Here is a 16,551-nt window from a genome sequence, read left to right on the forward strand (position 1 = left end):
GATTTAACGATCATGGTGGAAGCGAAGGCGTCGTCTTCTCGATGATGCGCATCGACTCGGCGTTCTTCGCTTCCCATGCCGCGATATCGGCCTTGTTCATCGGTGTGTCGTGGACGATCGCCGGGCGCCCGTTGATCGTGCTCATGGGGCGTTGCGAGGTGAGCGCGGGGAGCGTGGCCGGGGCACGGCGCGCCTGTGCCACCTCATGGGCGGTTCGCGCCATCGTCGCGCGCAATGCCTCGACCTGGGCCACGTGGATCTCGCGGATGTAGTAGCTGTACAGCACCGCCAGTGCCACCGCCATGGTGACGACAGCGCCCACGGCGGCGATGACCGGCGAGCGGTTCGTACGGGATGTGCGGGCTCGCCGTGTCTCGCGAATCCAGGCCGGCATGTCCTCCAGCGAGGCGTGTGGCATGGCCGGTTCCTCCACCGGGCCGAGCATGGCGCGTATCGTCTTGCCATCGATCAGGCGGATGTGCCGGAACTTCGCCGCGGCCTCGATCGCCGCCGCGGTGAATTCGCCGGACGTGACGACGATGGCGCCGGTGGCACCCGCCGTGTGCATCACGCCGATGAGCTGGTGCACGTCGTTGTGCGGCACCTTCCAGCAGTTCCAGTGCTTGCATTGCACCAGGACGATTTCCTGGTCGCGGAACAGCTTGAGGTCGATGCCGCCGTCGGTGCGGTTCGTGCCGGCGCCGCCGGTGCCCACGTGCTCCACCCGAAAACCGGCGGCGCGGTAGTGGTCGGCGACCAACCGCTCGAAGGTTTCCCATGAGACGCGGCTCAAGGCATCGTCATGACGATGGCTGACCGGTTTGAAGCCGCTCATCGGACGGCTTCCGGCAGGTGAAGCGGTTGCCGGCCCCGCTGGATGCATGTCAGCACTGCCATGGTTCTCCCTTTCCCGACGCGGCGCGGCCCCCCGGCTGGCTGGTCGGAACCGGCCGAATATATCGAAACCTCGGACGGATTCCTGTAGGCGAAAGACTACATCTCGATCTAAATCCGCGCGATTCATCGACAACTCTTAGAATGCCTGCCGCTAGCCGGCACCCGGCGCAATGGAAGGTCTGCCCATGACGATGACGGTTCGAACGGTTTCCGCGGCGCTGCTCCTGGCGCTTCCACTCGGGTCCCACGCGGCCGGTTTCGACTGCGCCAAGGCGTCCACGACGGTCGAGAAGGCCATCTGCGCCTCGCCGAAGATTTCCGCCCTCGATGGGCAACTCGGCGATGCCTTCCGCACCGCGCTGGCGAACCACCCCGCCAAGGCGGACGCGCTGAAACTCGACCAGCGGCATTGGCTCGCCCAGCGTGACGAGGCGGTGGCCGGCTTCCTCGGCGATCACCCCGGCAAGCCTTTGTCCGCCGACGTGGCGTCGTATCCGTCGCGCATCGCCTTCTTGCGTGGCCTCGACAGCAAGGCGCCGAAGCCGCTGGACCTGGTCCAGGCTTCATCGTCGCGCCTGCCTCCCGGCTCATACGATGTGCTCGGCGACCTGGCGAAGGCGGGCGTGGATGTCGCCATCGCCACCGACGTGCCGGTGGAAGACGCCAAGGCCTTTCCTTACGAGCCGGACGCGGGCTTGCGTGAAGCCTTGGCCGGGCTCGACGCGTCCTCCGGCTACCGCAAGCTGCAGGGCTCGCCGGTCAGCTCCTTGTTCTCCGTCGGCGGTACGGCTCATTGCTGGACGGAGGCGCCGTTCCGGATCGACGGCAAGAAAGCCATCACGGTCAAGGCGCCTGGGGCATGGGCATCGGACTGCATGTCGCTGCATGGCATGGCCCGTGTCGGCAACGACTTCATCGCGACCGTGCTGTCCAATCCATCGCCCGACGAAATGGACATCGAGGTCGGCCGCTGGGAAGGCCATGCGTTCGGACCGGATGCCCAACTCACCCTGCGCTTCGACCACGCGCTGGCCCCTGTTGGCAGTGCCTGCGCGCCCAAACAGTCACCCTGCGACGACTTCAGCACCGCGGCCATGGCGGTCGTCACCCGCTACGAGCGCAGTCCGATCCAGGGCACGCTCGACCGGCCGCTCAAAGGTGCGGAGAAGTCGGCGTACGACGCGCTGGTCGCCGCCGCACGCGCGCCTTCCGGCATCGCCCCGAAGGGAGATACGTCGAGCTATCCCGACCTGCCGGCCTTCGGCACCGGCATCGCGTCCGACCAGATGACCGGCTATGGCCCCGAGGCGACGTTCTTCCCGATCACCTTCCGCGGCGAGTCCTTGCTGGGGTTCATCGGCCACGGCCATATCGGCTGGCGCATCAACGACGACTGGCTGGTGTCGGCGTGGCGCCTGAAAAACGGCAAGCTGGAACCGGTGGCCTCGGCCTATATCGCGGTGAAACGCGGGCCGTTGTTGCTGTCGTCGATCGTGCCGCCTCCGCCTCCGGAGCAGCATTGATCGCACGTCGACCGCCGCAGCCTCGGTGGAAACGGCTCATGGTGGGAGCCGACCTTGTCGGCGATCCCGCGGCAGCGGGCAAGTGTAAGGCAAGCACCCATCGCCGCTGAAGCGGCTCCCACAAGAGCGGCTTCCCAGGGCCACAAGAGACAATCAATCCAGTGGACCCAAACGGGTAGGGGGCCCCACGAAAAATAATCCAGTGGACCCAAACTTGTGGGAGCCGACCTTGTCGGCGATCCCGCGGCAGCGGGCCAGATCGAGGCAAGCCCCCATCGCCGCTGAAGCGGCTCCCACAAGAGCGGCTGCCATCGGAAGTGGCGCCGCACACGGCAAGCCCTACTTCCCCGGATTCCATGGCATCCCCTCGAAATTGGTGCTATATCGGCGGCGTCACCCGGTTGCGGGGCCGCGAGTGACGCCCAGCCAAGGAGGTTGCCCATGTTCCTCGTATCACGGATGTTCCGTATCGTCGTTCCTGCTCTCCTGCTGGCGACCGTCGCGCAGGCGAGTCCTGCTGCATCGCCATCGCCATCGCCGTCCTGGATGGAACGCCGCGGCAGCTTTCTTCTGCCGGCGCAGGACGGCGCGCAGCTGGCGCTCGTCGCCTTCGTGAACCCCGCGACGCATCGCGTCACCTATGGCTTTCGCGACATCCCGCAACGCATGAACTGCGCGCCGGCCACGCTGGGCCGGGGGCAGGTCTACGACGTGGAAGGTACGCGGATATCTTTCAGCAAGGAGTGCGTGCGTGGCACCTTGACCTATATCCCGCGCAACGTACCGGCGAAACGCGCTTTCGAGGCGTTGTTGGCCGAGCGGAAGGTGTTGCATGTGCGCACGCAGTCGTTCTTCCCGCTGACGTTCGATCTGTCCGGCTTGCCGGCCGTGCAGCAGCGGCTCGAATTGGCCGCCGCCGCTCCCTCGAAACGCGGCGGCTGACGGGATATGGTGGGAGCCGACCTTGTCGGCGATGGGTGCTTGCCGTCATCAGGCCCGCTGCCGCGGGATCGCCGACAAAGGTCGGCTCCCACAAGTTTGGGTCCACTGGACTATCCCTCGTGGGCCCTCCTACCCGTTTGGGTCCACTGGATTGTCTCTTGCGGCCCTGGGAAGCCGCTCTTGTGGGAGCCGCTTCAGCGGCGATGGGAGCTTGCCTCGGCCTGGCCCGCTGCCGCGGGATCGCCGACAAGGTCGGCTCCCACCAGAGCTGATCCCACCGGAGCTGATCCCATCAGAGCGGTTCCCGCTGGAAACCGATGCTTCTGTCGGTCAGGCCTTGCGACGGCGTAGCGCGTAGCCGATGCCGAGGATCGCGAACCACACCGGGCTGGCGATCAGGGCCTGGCGCGTGTCGCTTTCCAGGGCCAGCAAGACCAGCACGAAGGCGAAGAACACCAGGCACACCCAGCACATGACCACGCCGCCGGGCATCTTGTAGCTGGACACCGCATGCAGTTCCGGCCGGTTCTTCCGGTAGGCGATGTAGGCGATGAGGATCAGCGACCAGACGAACATGAAGAGGATCGCGGCCAGTGTCGTCACCAGGGTGAACGCCGTGACCAGGTTCGGGATCACGTACACCAGCATCGCGCCGCCAAGCAGGCAGATGCACGAGAACAGCAGGCCGCGCGACGGCACGGCGGCCTTCGACAGGCGCTTGAAGGTCGACGGTGCGTGGTCTTCCTCGGCCAGGCCGTAGAGCATGCGGCTGGTGGAGAAGATGCCGCTATTGGCCGACGAGGTGGCCGAGGTGAGCACGACGAAGTTGATCAGGCTGGCGGCGGCGGGAATGCCCGCCAGCACGAACAGTTCCACGAAGGGGCTCTTGCCCGGCAGCACCTGGCGCCACGGCGTCACCGCCATGATCACCACCAGGGCGAGCACGTAGAACAGGATGATGCGCACGGGGATCGAGTTGATCGCCTTGGGCAGGTTGCGTTCCGGGTCGGCCGTCTCGGCGGCGGTGGTGCCCACCAACTCGATGCCGACGAAGGCGAACACCGCGATCTGGAAGCCGGCGAAGAACCCACCGATGCCCATCGGGAACATGCCGCCGTCGCTCCACAGGTTGGTCAGCGAGGCCACGTGGCCATCGGGCGAGCGGAAGCTCCAGGCGACCATGCCGAAGCCGGTGACGATGAGCGCGCAGATGGCGATGATCTTGATCAGGGCGAACCAGAATTCCAGTTCGCCGAAGAGCCGGACCGTGGTGAGGTTCAGCGTCAGCAGGAGGAGTACGCAAAGCACCGCGGGTATCCATGGCGCGAGGCCGGGGAACCAGAATTGCGCGTACGAGGCGATGGCGATGACGTCGGCGATCGCCGTGATGATCCAGCAGAACCAGTAGGTCCAGCCGCAGAAGAAGCCGGCCCATGGGCCGAGCAGGTCGGTGGAGAAGTCGATGAAGGACTTGTAGCCGAGGTTGGAGAGCAGCAGTTCGCCCATCGCGCGCATGACGAAGAACAGCATCACGCCGATGATGAGGTAGACGAAAAGGATGGACGGGCCGGCGAGGCTGATCGTCTTCCCCGACCCCATGAACAACCCGGTGCCGATGGCACCGCCGATGGCGATCAGCTGCAGGTGGCGGTTCGACAGGCTACGCCTGAGGTGCTCGGGTGACTGCTCAGGCACGTGGCTCATCGGCATTCGGCTCGGCTCGGGACGGAAGCGGGCACCATACGGGCAGGGGTGGGGTGACGGCAAGGCGGGGATCGCCGCTTGGGGCTCGCCGCCGCCGGTCCGCTGCCGCGGAATCGCCGACAAGGTCGGCTCCCACAGGGTTCCCATCAGTTCTGTGGGAGCCGCTTCAGCGGCGATGGCGCGCAGCGCCCTGTACTATCCCGCCAGAAGGCGACACTTATCCCGCCCCGGAGCCACCCCGCATGATCGATCCCGCCCATATCGCGCTGATCGAGGCTTACCTCGACGCGTACAACCGCTTCGACATCGAGGGCATGCTTGCCACCTTGTCCGACGACGTGCGCTTCGAGCACCACAGCGGCGGTGAGTTGAGCATCGCGACCGATGGGAAGGCGGATTTCGAGAAGCTGGCACGGGTCGGCGCGGCGATGTTCGCTTCGCGCCAGCAGTTCGTGACCGAATTGCGCGAGGTTGGCGAAGCCGGCGACGCGGTGATCGCGGACATCCAGTTCCATGGCGAGATCGCCGACGATATTCCCGACGGTCCCGGCGCGGGCACGGTCATCGAAATGCGTGGCACATCGGAATTCCGCTTCGCGGCCGGGAAGATATCCCGGGTTATCGACAAGGCCTGAACGGCGAGGCCATGAAGGCTTCCCCGTAGCGGGGCAAGGGGAAGTTTCAAATCACGACGCGTGGCCGGGCCGCATCGGCATCAATCCACCACGCGTTCCACCGCCGCCAACAACGACTTGCGGTCGTAAGGCTTGGCCAGATAAGTCATGCCTTCGCCCAGCCAGGGATGCTGTTCCTTCAGTTCGCCCGAGGTCACCACGACAGCCATGTCCGCGTGGCGCATGGCCAGGTCCTGGCCGGATAGCGAGCCGGGCATGCGCAGGTCGGTGAACAGGACATCCGCTTTTTCCGTCTGCAACCATCGTTCGGCGGTGTCGCCGTCGGGCGCCGTATGCACGTGATGACCCTCGTTTTCGAGGATCATCGCGGTGAGTTCGCGGATGAGGTCGTCGTCCTCCACGAGAAGGACGACGAGGGGGCGTGCAGTGGCCATGTCGCTCGCTTGCGGGAAGAAGGTCTCCGATGCACATAGCCCCGCAACGCGTGAATACGATGTCAAGAATCGGCACCGCCGGCCCGGGTGCGATCAGAATCCTTCGAGCACGATCTTGCCCTTCGCCTTGTGGCTTTCGATCAGTTTGTGCGCGCGGCGAAGGTTCTCCGCCGTGATCGCGCCGAAGTGCTCGCCGACCGTGGTGCGCAACACGCCGCTATCGACCAGTTCCGCCACGCGGTCGAGCAGGTCGTGCTGCCTGGCCATGTCCGGCGTCTGGTACGTCGAACGGGTGAACATCGATTCCCAATGCAATGAAATGGACTTGCGCTTGAGCTTGGTCGCGTCGAGCGATGCCGGATCGTCGATGAGCCCGAACTGGCCCTGCGGCTTCACGATCTCGATGATCTGTTCGTAGTACGCATCGGTGTGGGTGAGGCTGACGAGGTGGTCGACCTGTCCGATGCCGAGCGCCTCCAGCTGTGGCGCCAACGGCTTGCCGTGATCGATCACGTGATGCGCGCCGAGGTCGCGCACCCAGTTCGCCGTCTCCTCGCGCGAAGCGGTGCCGATGACCTTGAGCCCGGTCAGGCGACGGGCCAGTTGCACGAGGATGGAGCCCACGCCACCACCGGCGCCGATGATGAGGATCGACTCGCCGTGGTTGCCGCCTTCGGCGATCTTCAGGCGGTCGAACAGCATCTCCCATGCCGTGATCGCGGTCAGCGGCAGGGCGGCCGCATCGGCGTCGCCCAGGCTGCGCGGCTTGCGGCCCACGATGCGTTCGTCGACGAGCTGGAAGCGTGCGTTGCTGCCCGGGCGTAGCAGGGAGCCGGCATAGAACACGTCGTCGCCTTCCTTGAACAGGGTGACATCGGTACCGACCGCGGCCACGGTACCCACGGCGTCGAAACCGAGGGTGCGCGGCGCCGTCACCGGCATGTTGTTCCTGACCTTGGTGTCGACCGGATTCACGGACACGGCGCGGACGGCGACCAGCAGGTCTCGCGGGCCCGGCACGGGTTGCGGCAGATCGATCTCGACCAGGGCGTTCGGGTCGTCGATGGGCAGGCCGTGCTGGGTGTAGACGATCGCTTTCACAGGGGGCTCTCCGTTGGGAATGCCCCATCGTCCTCCCTCCGGCCCGGGCGAAAAACCCATGAACCGCGCCATCAGTTTCATCGTTGCGTTGAAGATCGGTTGCTTCAGGGCCCCCGGTGGCACCGGAGGCCCCTGGGGGACCCCGCCAAAAAGGCCGATACCCAGGTTCCACGTCTGCCCCTATGATGCGCCCCACGATCGACAGCGTTTCAGGGGGAACGGTATGTCGGAGGGGAAAACGGGCAGCGTGCTCGGCGACCGTCGTTTCGTCGCCGAGATGGACGCCCTGCAGAAGTTCGGCAGGATGGAGCGGGAAGCCCAGCTGGGCGATGCGCAGGCGCAATTCGTGGTGGCGCAGATGTTTGCCGAAGGCGACCACGTCGCCCAGGACCGGCTGCGCGCGGCCCACTGGTTTCGTCGCGCCGCGGAGCAAGGGCACCTCGAAAGCCAGTGTCGCCTCGCCGCGCATTACGCGGAAGGGCTCGGCGTGCCGCGCGATCCGTTCGAAGCGGCGGGTTGGTACCGCCGCGCGGCGGAAGCCGGCTCGGCCGATGCGCAGGCTGCCTTGGGCACGCTTTACGCGCGCGGCCATGGCGTCGCCCTGGATCGAAGGGAGGCGCTGCGCTGGTGGGGCCGCGCGGCGGAGCAGGGCCATGTGCAAGCGTGCGTGAACCTGGGCGTCTCGCATTATTTCGGCCGCGGTGTTCCGCGGGACGCCGAACTCGCCTTCGCCTTCTACAGCCGGGCGGTGGAACGTGGCGCGCCGGGCGCGCGTGGCTATAGCGATGCGCTGTGCAGCCTCGCGCACATGTATTGCGACGGTATCGGCGTGGCCCGCGATCCGGCCATGGGCGCGCACTACTACCGGCGTGCGGCGGAACTGGGTAGCGGTATCGCCCAGTTCACCCTGGGCAAGCTGTACCTCGACGCCAGCGCGCAACCGGAAGACCGCGAGCAGGCCCGGCATTGGCTCGGCCGCGCCGCCGAGCAGGGCGACGCGGAAGCGCGCCGGCACCTCGCCATGCTGGACACCGAACTCGCCCCGGCCGAAGGCACCCCCGCAAGCGGAGCGCCCGCGCCGGAACGGCTGGCCCAGCTCGGTCCCCAGGACGCGGCGGGACAATTCCTGCTCGGCCAACGCCTGGCGTCCGGTGACGGCGTGGCGCGCAACGACCGTGAAGCCGTCCGCTGGCTGGCGCTGGCGGCGGAACGCGGCCATGTGGCCGCCCAGTACGCCCTGTCGCGCATGATCGACGCCGGTCGCGGCGTACCCCGCAACATCGAGGAAGTGCTCCGCCTGCTGCGTTGCGCGGCCGGCGCGGGCCATGCCGATGCCCAGTTCGAACTAGGCGTGCTGCACGGCCGTGGCGACGGGGTGCCGCGCAACCAGGCGATCGCCCGGGCCTGGTTCCGCAAGGCGGCCGCGCGCGGACACCTGAAGGCGTTGCGCAAGCTGGAGCGGCGATCCTGGTGGCGGGTCTGGTAGGTTCCGCCCGCGCCGCAACATCCTGCGGCCGTGACTTCCGGCGCTTCCTTTCCCGCCGGACTCGGATGACCATCGGGCGAATCGATCGAACCCAAGGGCCCATCCGAATGCGTACACCTCTCGTCAGCGCGATCGCTTTCGCGCTCGCCGGTCTATCCGCCGTGGCCGTCGCCGCGCCGGCCGACGACGCCAGCCAGCTTGCCACCACCCAGCTGCCCCGCAGCGTGCGGCCGACGCATTACGACGTTTCCGTCGTACCGCATGCGGACAAGCTCGCCTTCGACGGCAAGGTCGCCATCGGCATCGATGTGCTGGAACCCACCGCTTCCATCACGCTCAATGCGATGGACATGACCTTCGCCAACGTGACCCTCGTCCCGGCGAAGGGCAAGGCGAAGTTCACGGCGCCCAAGGTCGCGATCGACGCGGACGCGCAGACGGCGACCTTCACCTTCGACCATGCCGTTCCCGCCGGCAGCTATACGCTGTCGATGGATTACACCGGCAAGATCGGCACGCAGGCCAACGGCCTGTTCGCGATCGACTACGACACCAAGGCCGACGGCAAGAAGCGCGCGCTGTACACGCAGTTCGAGAATTCCGACGCTCGCCGCTTCGTGCCCTCGTGGGACGAGCCGGCCTACAAGGCGACCTTCACGCTCTCGGCGACGGTGCCGAGCAACCAGATGGCGGTGAGCAACATGCCCGCCGCGTCGAAGAAGGATCTCGGTAACGGCCTGACCAAGGTCTCGTTCCAGCCGTCGCCGAAGATGTCCACCTACCTGTTGTTCTTCGGCCTGGGCGAATTCGATCGCGCCACCACGAAGAGCGACGGTGTCGAGATCGGTGTCATCACGCAGAAGGGCCTCACCTCGCAGGCGCAGTTCACGCTCGACACGGGCAAGGCCGTGTTGCAGGAATACAACGCGTACTTCGGCGTGCCGTATCCGCTGCCCAAGCTCGACAACATCGCCTCGCCGGGTTCGAGCCAGTTCTTCTCCGCGATGGAGAACTGGGGTGCCATCTACACCTTCGAGTACGCGCTGCTGCTCGACCCGTCCATCTCCACCCAGTCCGACAAGCAGGAAGTGTTCAACACGGCCGCGCACGAAATGGCGCACCAGTGGTTCGGCGACCTGGTGACGATGCGCTGGTGGGACGACCTCTGGCTCAACGAAGGCTTCGCCTCGTGGCTGGCCTCGCGCACCACCGAGCGCCTGCATCCGGAATGGCATACCAACCTCGAAGCGGTGTTCATCCGCGAAGCCGCGATGTCGCGCGACGCCGTCGCCACCACCCACCCGGTGGTGCAGCACGTGGCGACCGTGGAGCAGGCCAGCCAGGCCTTCGATTCGATCACCTATTCCAAGGGCGAGTCGGTCATCCGCATGCTCGAAGCCTATGTGGGCGCGGATACGTGGCAGAAGGGCGTGCAGGCGTACATCAAGGCGCATGCGTATTCGAACACGGTGTCCGACGACCTCTGGAAGGAAATCGACGCGGCGGCGGGCAAGCCGGTCAGCACCATCGCCCACGACTTCACGTTGCAGCCGGGCATCCCGCTGGTGCGCGTGGAATCGGTATCGTGCGCGAACGGCTCCACCACGCTGAAACTGACGCAGGGTGAGTTCACCCGCGACCGTCCCGAGAAGAAGGCGCTTGCGTGGCATGTGCCGGTGATCGCCAAGACGGTCGGTGGCACCGCTTCGTCCACGCTGCTTTCCGACGGCAGCGGCACGCTCACTGTCGCCGGTTGCACGCCGGTGCTGGTCAACGCGGGCCAGACCGGCTACTACCGCACCCTCTACGCGCCGGCGCAGATCAAGGCGTTGCAGGGCGCGTTCGCCAAGCTCGATCCGATCGACCAGCTCGGCCTCACCGCCGACGTCTGGGCGCTCGGCATGGGTGGCCTGCAGCCCGCGTCCGACGTGCTCGACCTGATCAAGGTCGCGCCACTGGATGCCACGCCGCTGCTGTGGGACGGCATCGCCAGCGACTTCTCCACGCTCGACGATTACTACCAGGGCGACACGAAGCGCCAGGCCGCGCTGCGCAAGTACGCGATCTCCCGCCTCTCGCCGAAGTTCGAGCAGGTGGGCTGGGAAGCGAAGCCGGGCGAGGAAGCGCCGGTGGCGGTCCTGCGTGCGCACCTCATCGGCACGCTGGCCCACCTGGGCGACGCGAAGGTCATCGCCGAGGCGCGCCGTCGCTACGAGACGAACACGATGCCGGCCGAGCTGCGCAAGTCGATCCTCGCCGTGGTCGCTTCGCATGCGGACGCCGCCACCTGGGACAAGCTGCATGCGGAGGCCAAGGCGGAGAAGACCCCGTTGGTGAAGGATCGCCTGTACGCCCTGCTCGGAACGACGGAAGACGAGGCGCTGGCGAAGCGTGCACTCGAACTCGCGCTCACCGACGAGCCCGGTGCGACCAACAGCGCCGGCATGATCTCCGCCGTCTCTCGCGCGCATCCGGAGCTGGCCTTCGATTTCGCCGTGGCGCACAAGGACACCGTCGATCATTTCGTCGACTCGACGTCGTCCGCTCGTTACTACCCGATGCTTGCCGGTGGCTCGCTCGACCTGGCCACGATCGATAAGATCAAGGCCTTCGCCGACAAGTACATCGCCGCGACCTCGCGCCGCGACGCGGAAACCAGCATCGCGAACATCCGCTACCGCGCCATGGTCCGCAAGGAACGCCTGCCGGCGATCGATGCGTGGCTGAAGAAGAACGGCTGATCGGCACCGTTTGAGTGATGGGCCCGCCGGTCGCGAGACCGGCGGGCTTTTTTTGTTGGGAGCCGACCCTGTCGGCGATGGGTGCTTGCCTCGACCTGGCCCGCTGCCGCGGGATCGCCGACAAGGTCGGCTCCCACAGGGCTGCCCCCAGGCTCCCGCCAGGTCTTTCCCAACCGGTCTATTCGATTGGCTGTTGTGGGAGCCGCTTCAGCTGCGATGGGTGCTTGCCTCAACCTGGCCCGCTGCCGCGGGATCGCCGACAAGGTCGGCTCCCACAGGGCTGCTCCCAAGCTCCCACCAGGTCTTTCCCAACCGGCCTACTCGATCGCCGTTGTGGGAGCCGCTTCAGCGGCGATGGGTGCTTGCCTCAATCTGGCCCGCTGCCGCGGGATCGCCGACAGAGTCGGCTCCCACAGGGTCTCCCATAGGGTCTGGTCCTGCCTGGTCTGGTTCCCCCTACCAAGGGGGAACCAGACCAGGGTTCCCGGCTGGCTCAGAAGCGTTCGAGCACGCCGGCGATGGTCGCTGTCATGAAGGTGGCGATGGAGCCGCCCAGCACGGCGCGCAGGCCGAGGCGGGCGAGGTCGCCTCGACGGTTGGGCGCAAGGCCGCCGATGCCGCCGATCTGGATCGCGATCGAGGAGAAATTGGCGAAGCCGCACAACGCATAGGTCGCGATCAGGCGGCTTTCCGGCATCAGGTCGGGCAGGTGCCGGGCGAGGTCCGCGTACGCCACGAACTCGTTGATCACCACTTTCTGGCCGATGAAGCTGCCGACGAGGGTCGCGTCCTTCCAGGGCACGCCGATCAGCCACGCCACCGGGGAAAGGACCCAGCCAAAGATGGTCTCGAGGCTCAGTACCACCGGGTGGCCGGTGCTGGCGGAGAGCCATGCGTTGAGGCTGTGTTCGCCGCCGACGGTGCCGACCCACTGGACCGGACCGTTGATCAGGGCGATCAGCGCGATGAAGGCGAGCAGCATGGCGCCGACGTTCATGGCTAGCTTCAGGCCGTCGCCTGCACCCGTGGCCGCGGCATCGATGACGTTGGCCGTGGTCTTCTCGACGTCGATCTTCACCGTGCCGCGGGTGAGCGGTTCCTGCGTCTCGGGGACCAGGATCTTCGCCAGCACCATGGTGGCCGGGGCGGCCATGACGCTCGCGGTGAGCAGGTGCTTCGCGTAGAACATGCGTTGCGCCGGATCGTCGCCGCCGAGCATGGCCACGTAGGCCGCCATCACGGAGCCGGCGATATGCGCCATGCCGCCGATCATCACGGTCATCAGTTCGGCCTGGGTCATCCGCTCGATGTACGGCTTGATGGTGAGCGGCGCCTCGGTCTGGCCGATGAAGACGCTGGCGCAGACACTGGTGGTTTCCGCGCCGGACACGCGCATCACCTTGGTGATCACCCAGGCCATGCCCTTCACGATCTGCTGCATCACGCCGAGGTGGTAGAGCACGCCGGTGAGCGCCGCGAAGAAGACGATGGTCGGTAGCACCTTCACCGCGAAGATCACGCCGAACTTGCTGCTGTCGAGCAGGCTGCCGAAGATGAAGCGCGAGCCCACGTCGACGTAGTCGAGCAGGCGCACGAATCCGGTGGCGATGGCGTCGAAGACGTCGCGGCCGAGCGGCACCTTGAGCACGATGGCCGCGAAGGCGATCTGCAAGGCGACGCCGGTGGCGACCAGCTTCCAGTCGACCACGCGCTTGTTGTTGGAGAAACAGAACGCGATGCCGACGAGCACCGCCAAACCGAACAGGCCAAAAAGGACGTGGCCTAGCAGACCCAGCATCGTGACTTACCCCTTGGAAGGCCGGGGGCAGCCCCGTGACCACTTTAAAAAACGCGAGGTTACGGGAGGTGGCCTTGTGGGGCAAGGCGCGCTGCGGAATCGGGACGGGCCGACGTCTTTCGCGCACCCCCTGTCCGGGCTTACCCTCGACGCATGAATCTCTTCCTTACCATCGCCCTGGTCCAGATCGTGGCCCTGGTCACGCCCGGCCCGGACTTCTTCTTCGTGTCCCAACTCGCCGCCAGCCGTTCGCGGCGCGAAGCCTTCGCGGGTGTGGTCGGCATCGCGCTCGGCGTGGCGGTCTGGGCGGCGCTGGCCTTGCTCGGCTTGCAGATTCTCCTGCACCGGCTGGCCTGGCTGGAGCGGGGAATCGCCATCGCCGGCGGCGCCTACCTCTGCTGGATGGGGTTCCAGATGCTCAGGTCGGCGTGGAAGGCGAAACCGGACGCCGCCGTACCGGTGGTCGATGTGCGTGGCTCCAGCCCGTGGCGCGCGATGGTGCGCGGGCTGGCCACCAACCTGGCCAATCCCAAGGCCGCGATCTACTTCGCCTCGATCTTCTCGGCCTTTGTCGGCGACGGCATGTCCGCCACGACGCGCTGGGGCCTCTGGGCCATGGTCACCCTGGAAACCTTTCTCTGGTTCGCCGTCGTGGCGGGCATCTTCGCCTTGCCTGCGATGCGTCGCGGCTATGTGCGCGCGAGCCGCTGGATCGACGGCGGCGCGGGGGCGATCTTCACCCTGTTCGGCCTGCACCTGATCTTCGGCCGCCGGGCGATCTAGCCCTTTTCGAGGTTGCGGGTCACCTGGGCCAGGCTTTCCGCCAGCAGGCCGGGTTGATCCACGCCCTCCAGCGCCGCGCGGGCGAGCTCGGCGATGAGCGCCCGCACGCGCTCGGCCATGCGCTTGCCGGCGGGAGTGAGGGCGATATCGGCCAGGCGCCTGTCCGCCTCGTTGCGCACGCGCAACACCAGGCCGCGCTCCACGCCCGCATCGACCGCGTGGGTCACCGTGCTGGCATTGACGCCGCAGGCGCTGGCCAGTTCGGTGGAGATCATGCTGCCGCGCGAGGCCAGCATCAGCAGGATGTCGCTCTGCAAGGCGGTGAGCCCGAATTCGCGTTGGGCACGGCGGCGCACGGCATCGCGCAGGCGCGATCCCGCCAGCATCAGGTCACGGCCCAGGCCCAGGGGCGAGGGCGTCGTCTCGTCGCCGGTCATGTCAATCGGCCGCGCGACGCCATGCGCCGGGAGGCATGCCGATCGTGCGGGTGAAGACCCGCGTGAAATGGCTCTGTTCGGCGAAACCACAGCCCAGCGCGATGTCGGCCAGCGACATCTCCGTGGTGCGGAGCAATTCACATGCGCGTTCGATACGGCGGTCGAGCAGCCAGCGGTGCGGCGGCTTGCCCAGGCTGCGGCGGAACGCGCGCGAGAAATGGTTGACGGACAGCCCGCAGGCCTCGGCCACGGCGGACACCGGGAAGGACTGGTCCAGCCGCTCGTCCATATAGGCGATGGCCCGGCGTTCCTGCCAGTTGGCGAGGCCCCCGCGAGGGGTGGCCTCCTCCCGCGAGGGGCGGAAGGTCAGGATGGCACGCAGGGCCAGGGCGACGTGGGCGAGCAGGGGAGCATTGGGTGCCTCGGCGCGCAGGCTGTCGAACAGCACTTGGGCCAGGGTGCGCACGGCAGGCGGGTGCTGGGCGCATACATCGCCTTCCGCCTGCCGGCGAAACAGGATGGCACCCGCACCCTCGGTATCGGCCGCATAGGCGGCGCGATAGATCAGGAGCAGGTCGTCCTCGGCATCGTCCGCGTCGTCGAGCAGGATCTCGGTGAGTTGGGCGCGCCCGCGCAGGTCGGCGATGAGGTTGACCCCCCGCTGCCGGTCGCCACGATCCACGGCGGCGGATCGTTGGGCGAGGTCGACGATGACGGTGGGTAAACCCACGTGTCGGGTAGTGCAGGCTGCTGGTTCGGCGCGGTACATGAGCCGATCCTCTCGAGGTATCGGATGACGAGCCAAGGATTGCGCATGCAAGGAATGCAGCCTACACCCTTAAGAGGTAGGTCACGCAACTAGGCCTTTTGGCCGCGTGTCACAGGACCCAGCGCGCGATGGCCGCCACCACGGCGAGCACGAGCACCACGATCAGCACATGGCGCAGGTAGGCCCCGCCGGACGCGCCGCCGTCGTAGCTGGCATCGTCATAATCATGCGATGCGTCGCGCGGGTGGCGGACGAAAGGCAGGCGCAGGCGGTTGCGGCGTTTGGCTGGCATGTCGTCATGCTACCGATTCAGGTACCTACCCGCGAGGTGTTCTTCAGTTCCTCGAGTATCTCCGGACCTCGCACATCGATATGGTCCAGGTTGTTCACGTAGAACCGCACGAAAGGCTTTTCCGCGTCCTTCGGCATCCATGGCTTCGCCCAGACGAAGACGACGCAATAGCCGTCCGATTCCGCGATGAGTTTGTCGAGCCTCGCCCGCAGCAGCTTGCGCACGGGATAGGCGTCGATGTCCTTCGCGGTGAGGGTGATCGTCGGCCGCAGTTCGCCGTCGTCGTGGCGGAAGGGGCGCGAGAAGCGCAGGTAATAGCCGCCTTCCCTGGTGGCGCGCAGCGACGCCGTGCCCCACCACACGGCGCGGGTACCGAGCTGGTCGGCCGCCTTCTGCCGGTAGATGTTGCGAAAGAGGGCTTCATAGGTGACGGTCTCGCCGCCGATGTCGACCGTGGCCTCGGCCAGGTCCTTGTCCCGGCGATGCTCGAGGAACTTCTGCACCAGCGAGGACAGTCGGTAATAGTGGCTGGGGCGTGGCTTCAGCCCGGTGCCGGCGCTGGTCGCCACGCGGCGCGCGGGTCCCGTAGCCGGGTCCGCTTTCGCCGCCGCCGTGGTGGCGCGGAAATGATCGGCCGGTCTTTCCGCTTCGAAGACATCCGGTCGTTTGCCGGCGGCCGGTTCACCACGGCCATGCGCCACCTCGCAGCTTTCCGCATGGTCTTCCAGGCGGCGCGATCGAAAATACGGGCGAATGCGCAGGTTCTGCTCGGGCTTGTCCAGGCAGGCGCAGATAAGCGGTGCGGAACAACCGGTGCCGACACAGGTGAACGTGGCATCGTGGCCGAGCAGGTCGGCCCAGTAGAGTTCGTAGGCGCGCTCGGCGGTGAGCCGTTCGTCGCGTTGGGGGGTGATCGCTTCTTCGATCGACACGGTGCGGGTTCCCGGGCTGCTGGCTGTCCGGACTTTACCGCGGCCGACGCCACTTCACTCTGGAAGCCGCTTTACTG

Annotated in this window: 15 protein-coding genes; 6 read left to right on the forward strand and 9 right to left on the reverse strand. The window is 66.7% G+C overall.

Annotated features, from left to right (window positions below; genetic code table 11):
- Positions 1-10 precede the first annotated feature (10 nt).
- Entirely contained in the window at positions 11-835 is an 825-nt protein-coding gene (locus ACR9Y6_RS18260) for a restriction endonuclease (RefSeq protein ID WP_481282564.1), read from the reverse strand.
- 247 nt (positions 836-1,082) lie between these two features.
- On the opposite strand from ACR9Y6_RS18260, the gene ACR9Y6_RS18265 reads away from it, so the two are divergent.
- The gene (locus tag ACR9Y6_RS18265; RefSeq protein WP_481282565.1) at positions 1,083-2,420 is read left to right on the forward strand and encodes a lysozyme inhibitor LprI family protein; all 1,338 of its coding nucleotides are present in this window, start codon (positions 1,083-1,085) and stop codon (positions 2,418-2,420) included.
- A gap of 441 nt (positions 2,421-2,861) precedes the next feature.
- Positions 2,862-3,362, forward strand: a complete 501-nt coding sequence (locus ACR9Y6_RS18270) for a hypothetical protein (protein ID WP_481282566.1) — start codon at positions 2,862-2,864, stop codon at positions 3,360-3,362.
- Positions 3,363-3,692: 330 nt separating this feature from the next.
- On the opposite strand, the gene cycA is transcribed toward ACR9Y6_RS18270, so the two are convergent.
- Positions 3,693-5,072, reverse strand: a complete 1,380-nt coding sequence (gene cycA, locus ACR9Y6_RS18275) for a D-serine/D-alanine/glycine transporter (protein ID WP_481282567.1) — start codon at positions 5,070-5,072, stop codon at positions 3,693-3,695.
- Positions 5,073-5,308: 236 nt separating this feature from the next.
- Here cycA and ACR9Y6_RS18280 point away from each other — a divergent pair, with 236 nt between their 5' ends.
- The gene (locus tag ACR9Y6_RS18280; protein WP_481282568.1) at positions 5,309-5,701 is read left to right on the forward strand and encodes a nuclear transport factor 2 family protein; all 393 of its coding nucleotides are present in this window, start codon (positions 5,309-5,311) and stop codon (positions 5,699-5,701) included.
- 80 nt (positions 5,702-5,781) lie between these two features.
- Here the strand turns inward: ACR9Y6_RS18280 and ACR9Y6_RS18285 are convergent, their stop codons facing one another.
- Positions 5,782-6,135, reverse strand: coding sequence for a response regulator (locus tag ACR9Y6_RS18285; RefSeq protein WP_481282569.1), 354 nt, complete (start codon positions 6,133-6,135; stop codon positions 5,782-5,784).
- Between the two features lie 93 nt (positions 6,136-6,228).
- Positions 6,229-7,236, reverse strand: a complete 1,008-nt coding sequence (locus tag ACR9Y6_RS18290) for a zinc-binding alcohol dehydrogenase family protein (protein WP_481282570.1) — start codon at positions 7,234-7,236, stop codon at positions 6,229-6,231.
- Positions 7,237-7,459: 223 nt separating this feature from the next.
- Here ACR9Y6_RS18290 and ACR9Y6_RS18295 point away from each other — a divergent pair, with 223 nt between their 5' ends.
- Positions 7,460-8,722 (forward strand): tetratricopeptide repeat protein, encoded by a 1,263-nt coding sequence (locus tag ACR9Y6_RS18295; RefSeq protein WP_481282571.1) that lies wholly within the window; start codon positions 7,460-7,462, stop codon positions 8,720-8,722.
- A 107-nt stretch (positions 8,723-8,829) separates the two neighbouring features.
- Positions 8,830-11,463 (forward strand): M1 family metallopeptidase, encoded by a 2,634-nt coding sequence (locus tag ACR9Y6_RS18300; RefSeq protein WP_481282572.1) that lies wholly within the window; start codon positions 8,830-8,832, stop codon positions 11,461-11,463.
- Positions 11,464-11,956: 493 nt separating this feature from the next.
- On the opposite strand, the gene ACR9Y6_RS18305 is transcribed toward ACR9Y6_RS18300, so the two are convergent.
- Positions 11,957-13,261, reverse strand: a complete 1,305-nt coding sequence (locus ACR9Y6_RS18305; RefSeq protein ID WP_481282573.1) for a NupC/NupG family nucleoside CNT transporter — start codon at positions 13,259-13,261, stop codon at positions 11,957-11,959.
- Between the two features lie 153 nt (positions 13,262-13,414).
- On the opposite strand from ACR9Y6_RS18305, the gene ACR9Y6_RS18310 reads away from it, so the two are divergent.
- Complete coding sequence (locus ACR9Y6_RS18310) at positions 13,415-14,044, forward strand: homoserine/threonine efflux transporter (RefSeq protein WP_481282574.1); 630 nt, start codon at positions 13,415-13,417, stop codon at positions 14,042-14,044.
- On the opposite strand, the gene ACR9Y6_RS18315 is transcribed toward ACR9Y6_RS18310, so the two are convergent.
- The 4 genes from ACR9Y6_RS18315 to ACR9Y6_RS18330 form a co-directional block, all read right to left on the reverse strand.
- Positions 14,041-14,481, reverse strand: a complete 441-nt coding sequence (locus tag ACR9Y6_RS18315; RefSeq protein ID WP_481282575.1) for a MarR family winged helix-turn-helix transcriptional regulator — start codon at positions 14,479-14,481, stop codon at positions 14,041-14,043. The two genes, ACR9Y6_RS18310 and ACR9Y6_RS18315, sit on opposite strands and share 4 nt — an antisense overlap.
- 1 nt (position 14,482) lies before the next feature.
- Positions 14,483-15,250 (reverse strand): helix-turn-helix domain-containing protein, encoded by a 768-nt coding sequence (locus tag ACR9Y6_RS18320; RefSeq protein WP_481282576.1) that lies wholly within the window; start codon positions 15,248-15,250, stop codon positions 14,483-14,485.
- Positions 15,251-15,359: 109 nt separating this feature from the next.
- Positions 15,360-15,542 carry a hypothetical protein gene (locus tag ACR9Y6_RS18325; protein WP_481282577.1) on the reverse strand — a complete coding sequence of 61 codons (183 nt, stop codon included), beginning with the start codon at positions 15,540-15,542 and terminating at the stop codon, positions 15,360-15,362.
- A 17-nt stretch (positions 15,543-15,559) separates the two neighbouring features.
- On the reverse strand, positions 15,560-16,474 hold the full coding sequence (locus ACR9Y6_RS18330; protein ID WP_481282578.1) for a hypothetical protein: 915 nt from the start codon (positions 16,472-16,474) through the stop codon (positions 15,560-15,562).
- Positions 16,475-16,551 lie beyond the last annotated feature (77 nt).

It is taken from the genome of Luteibacter sp. TLI7-4A, assembly GCF_056754745.1.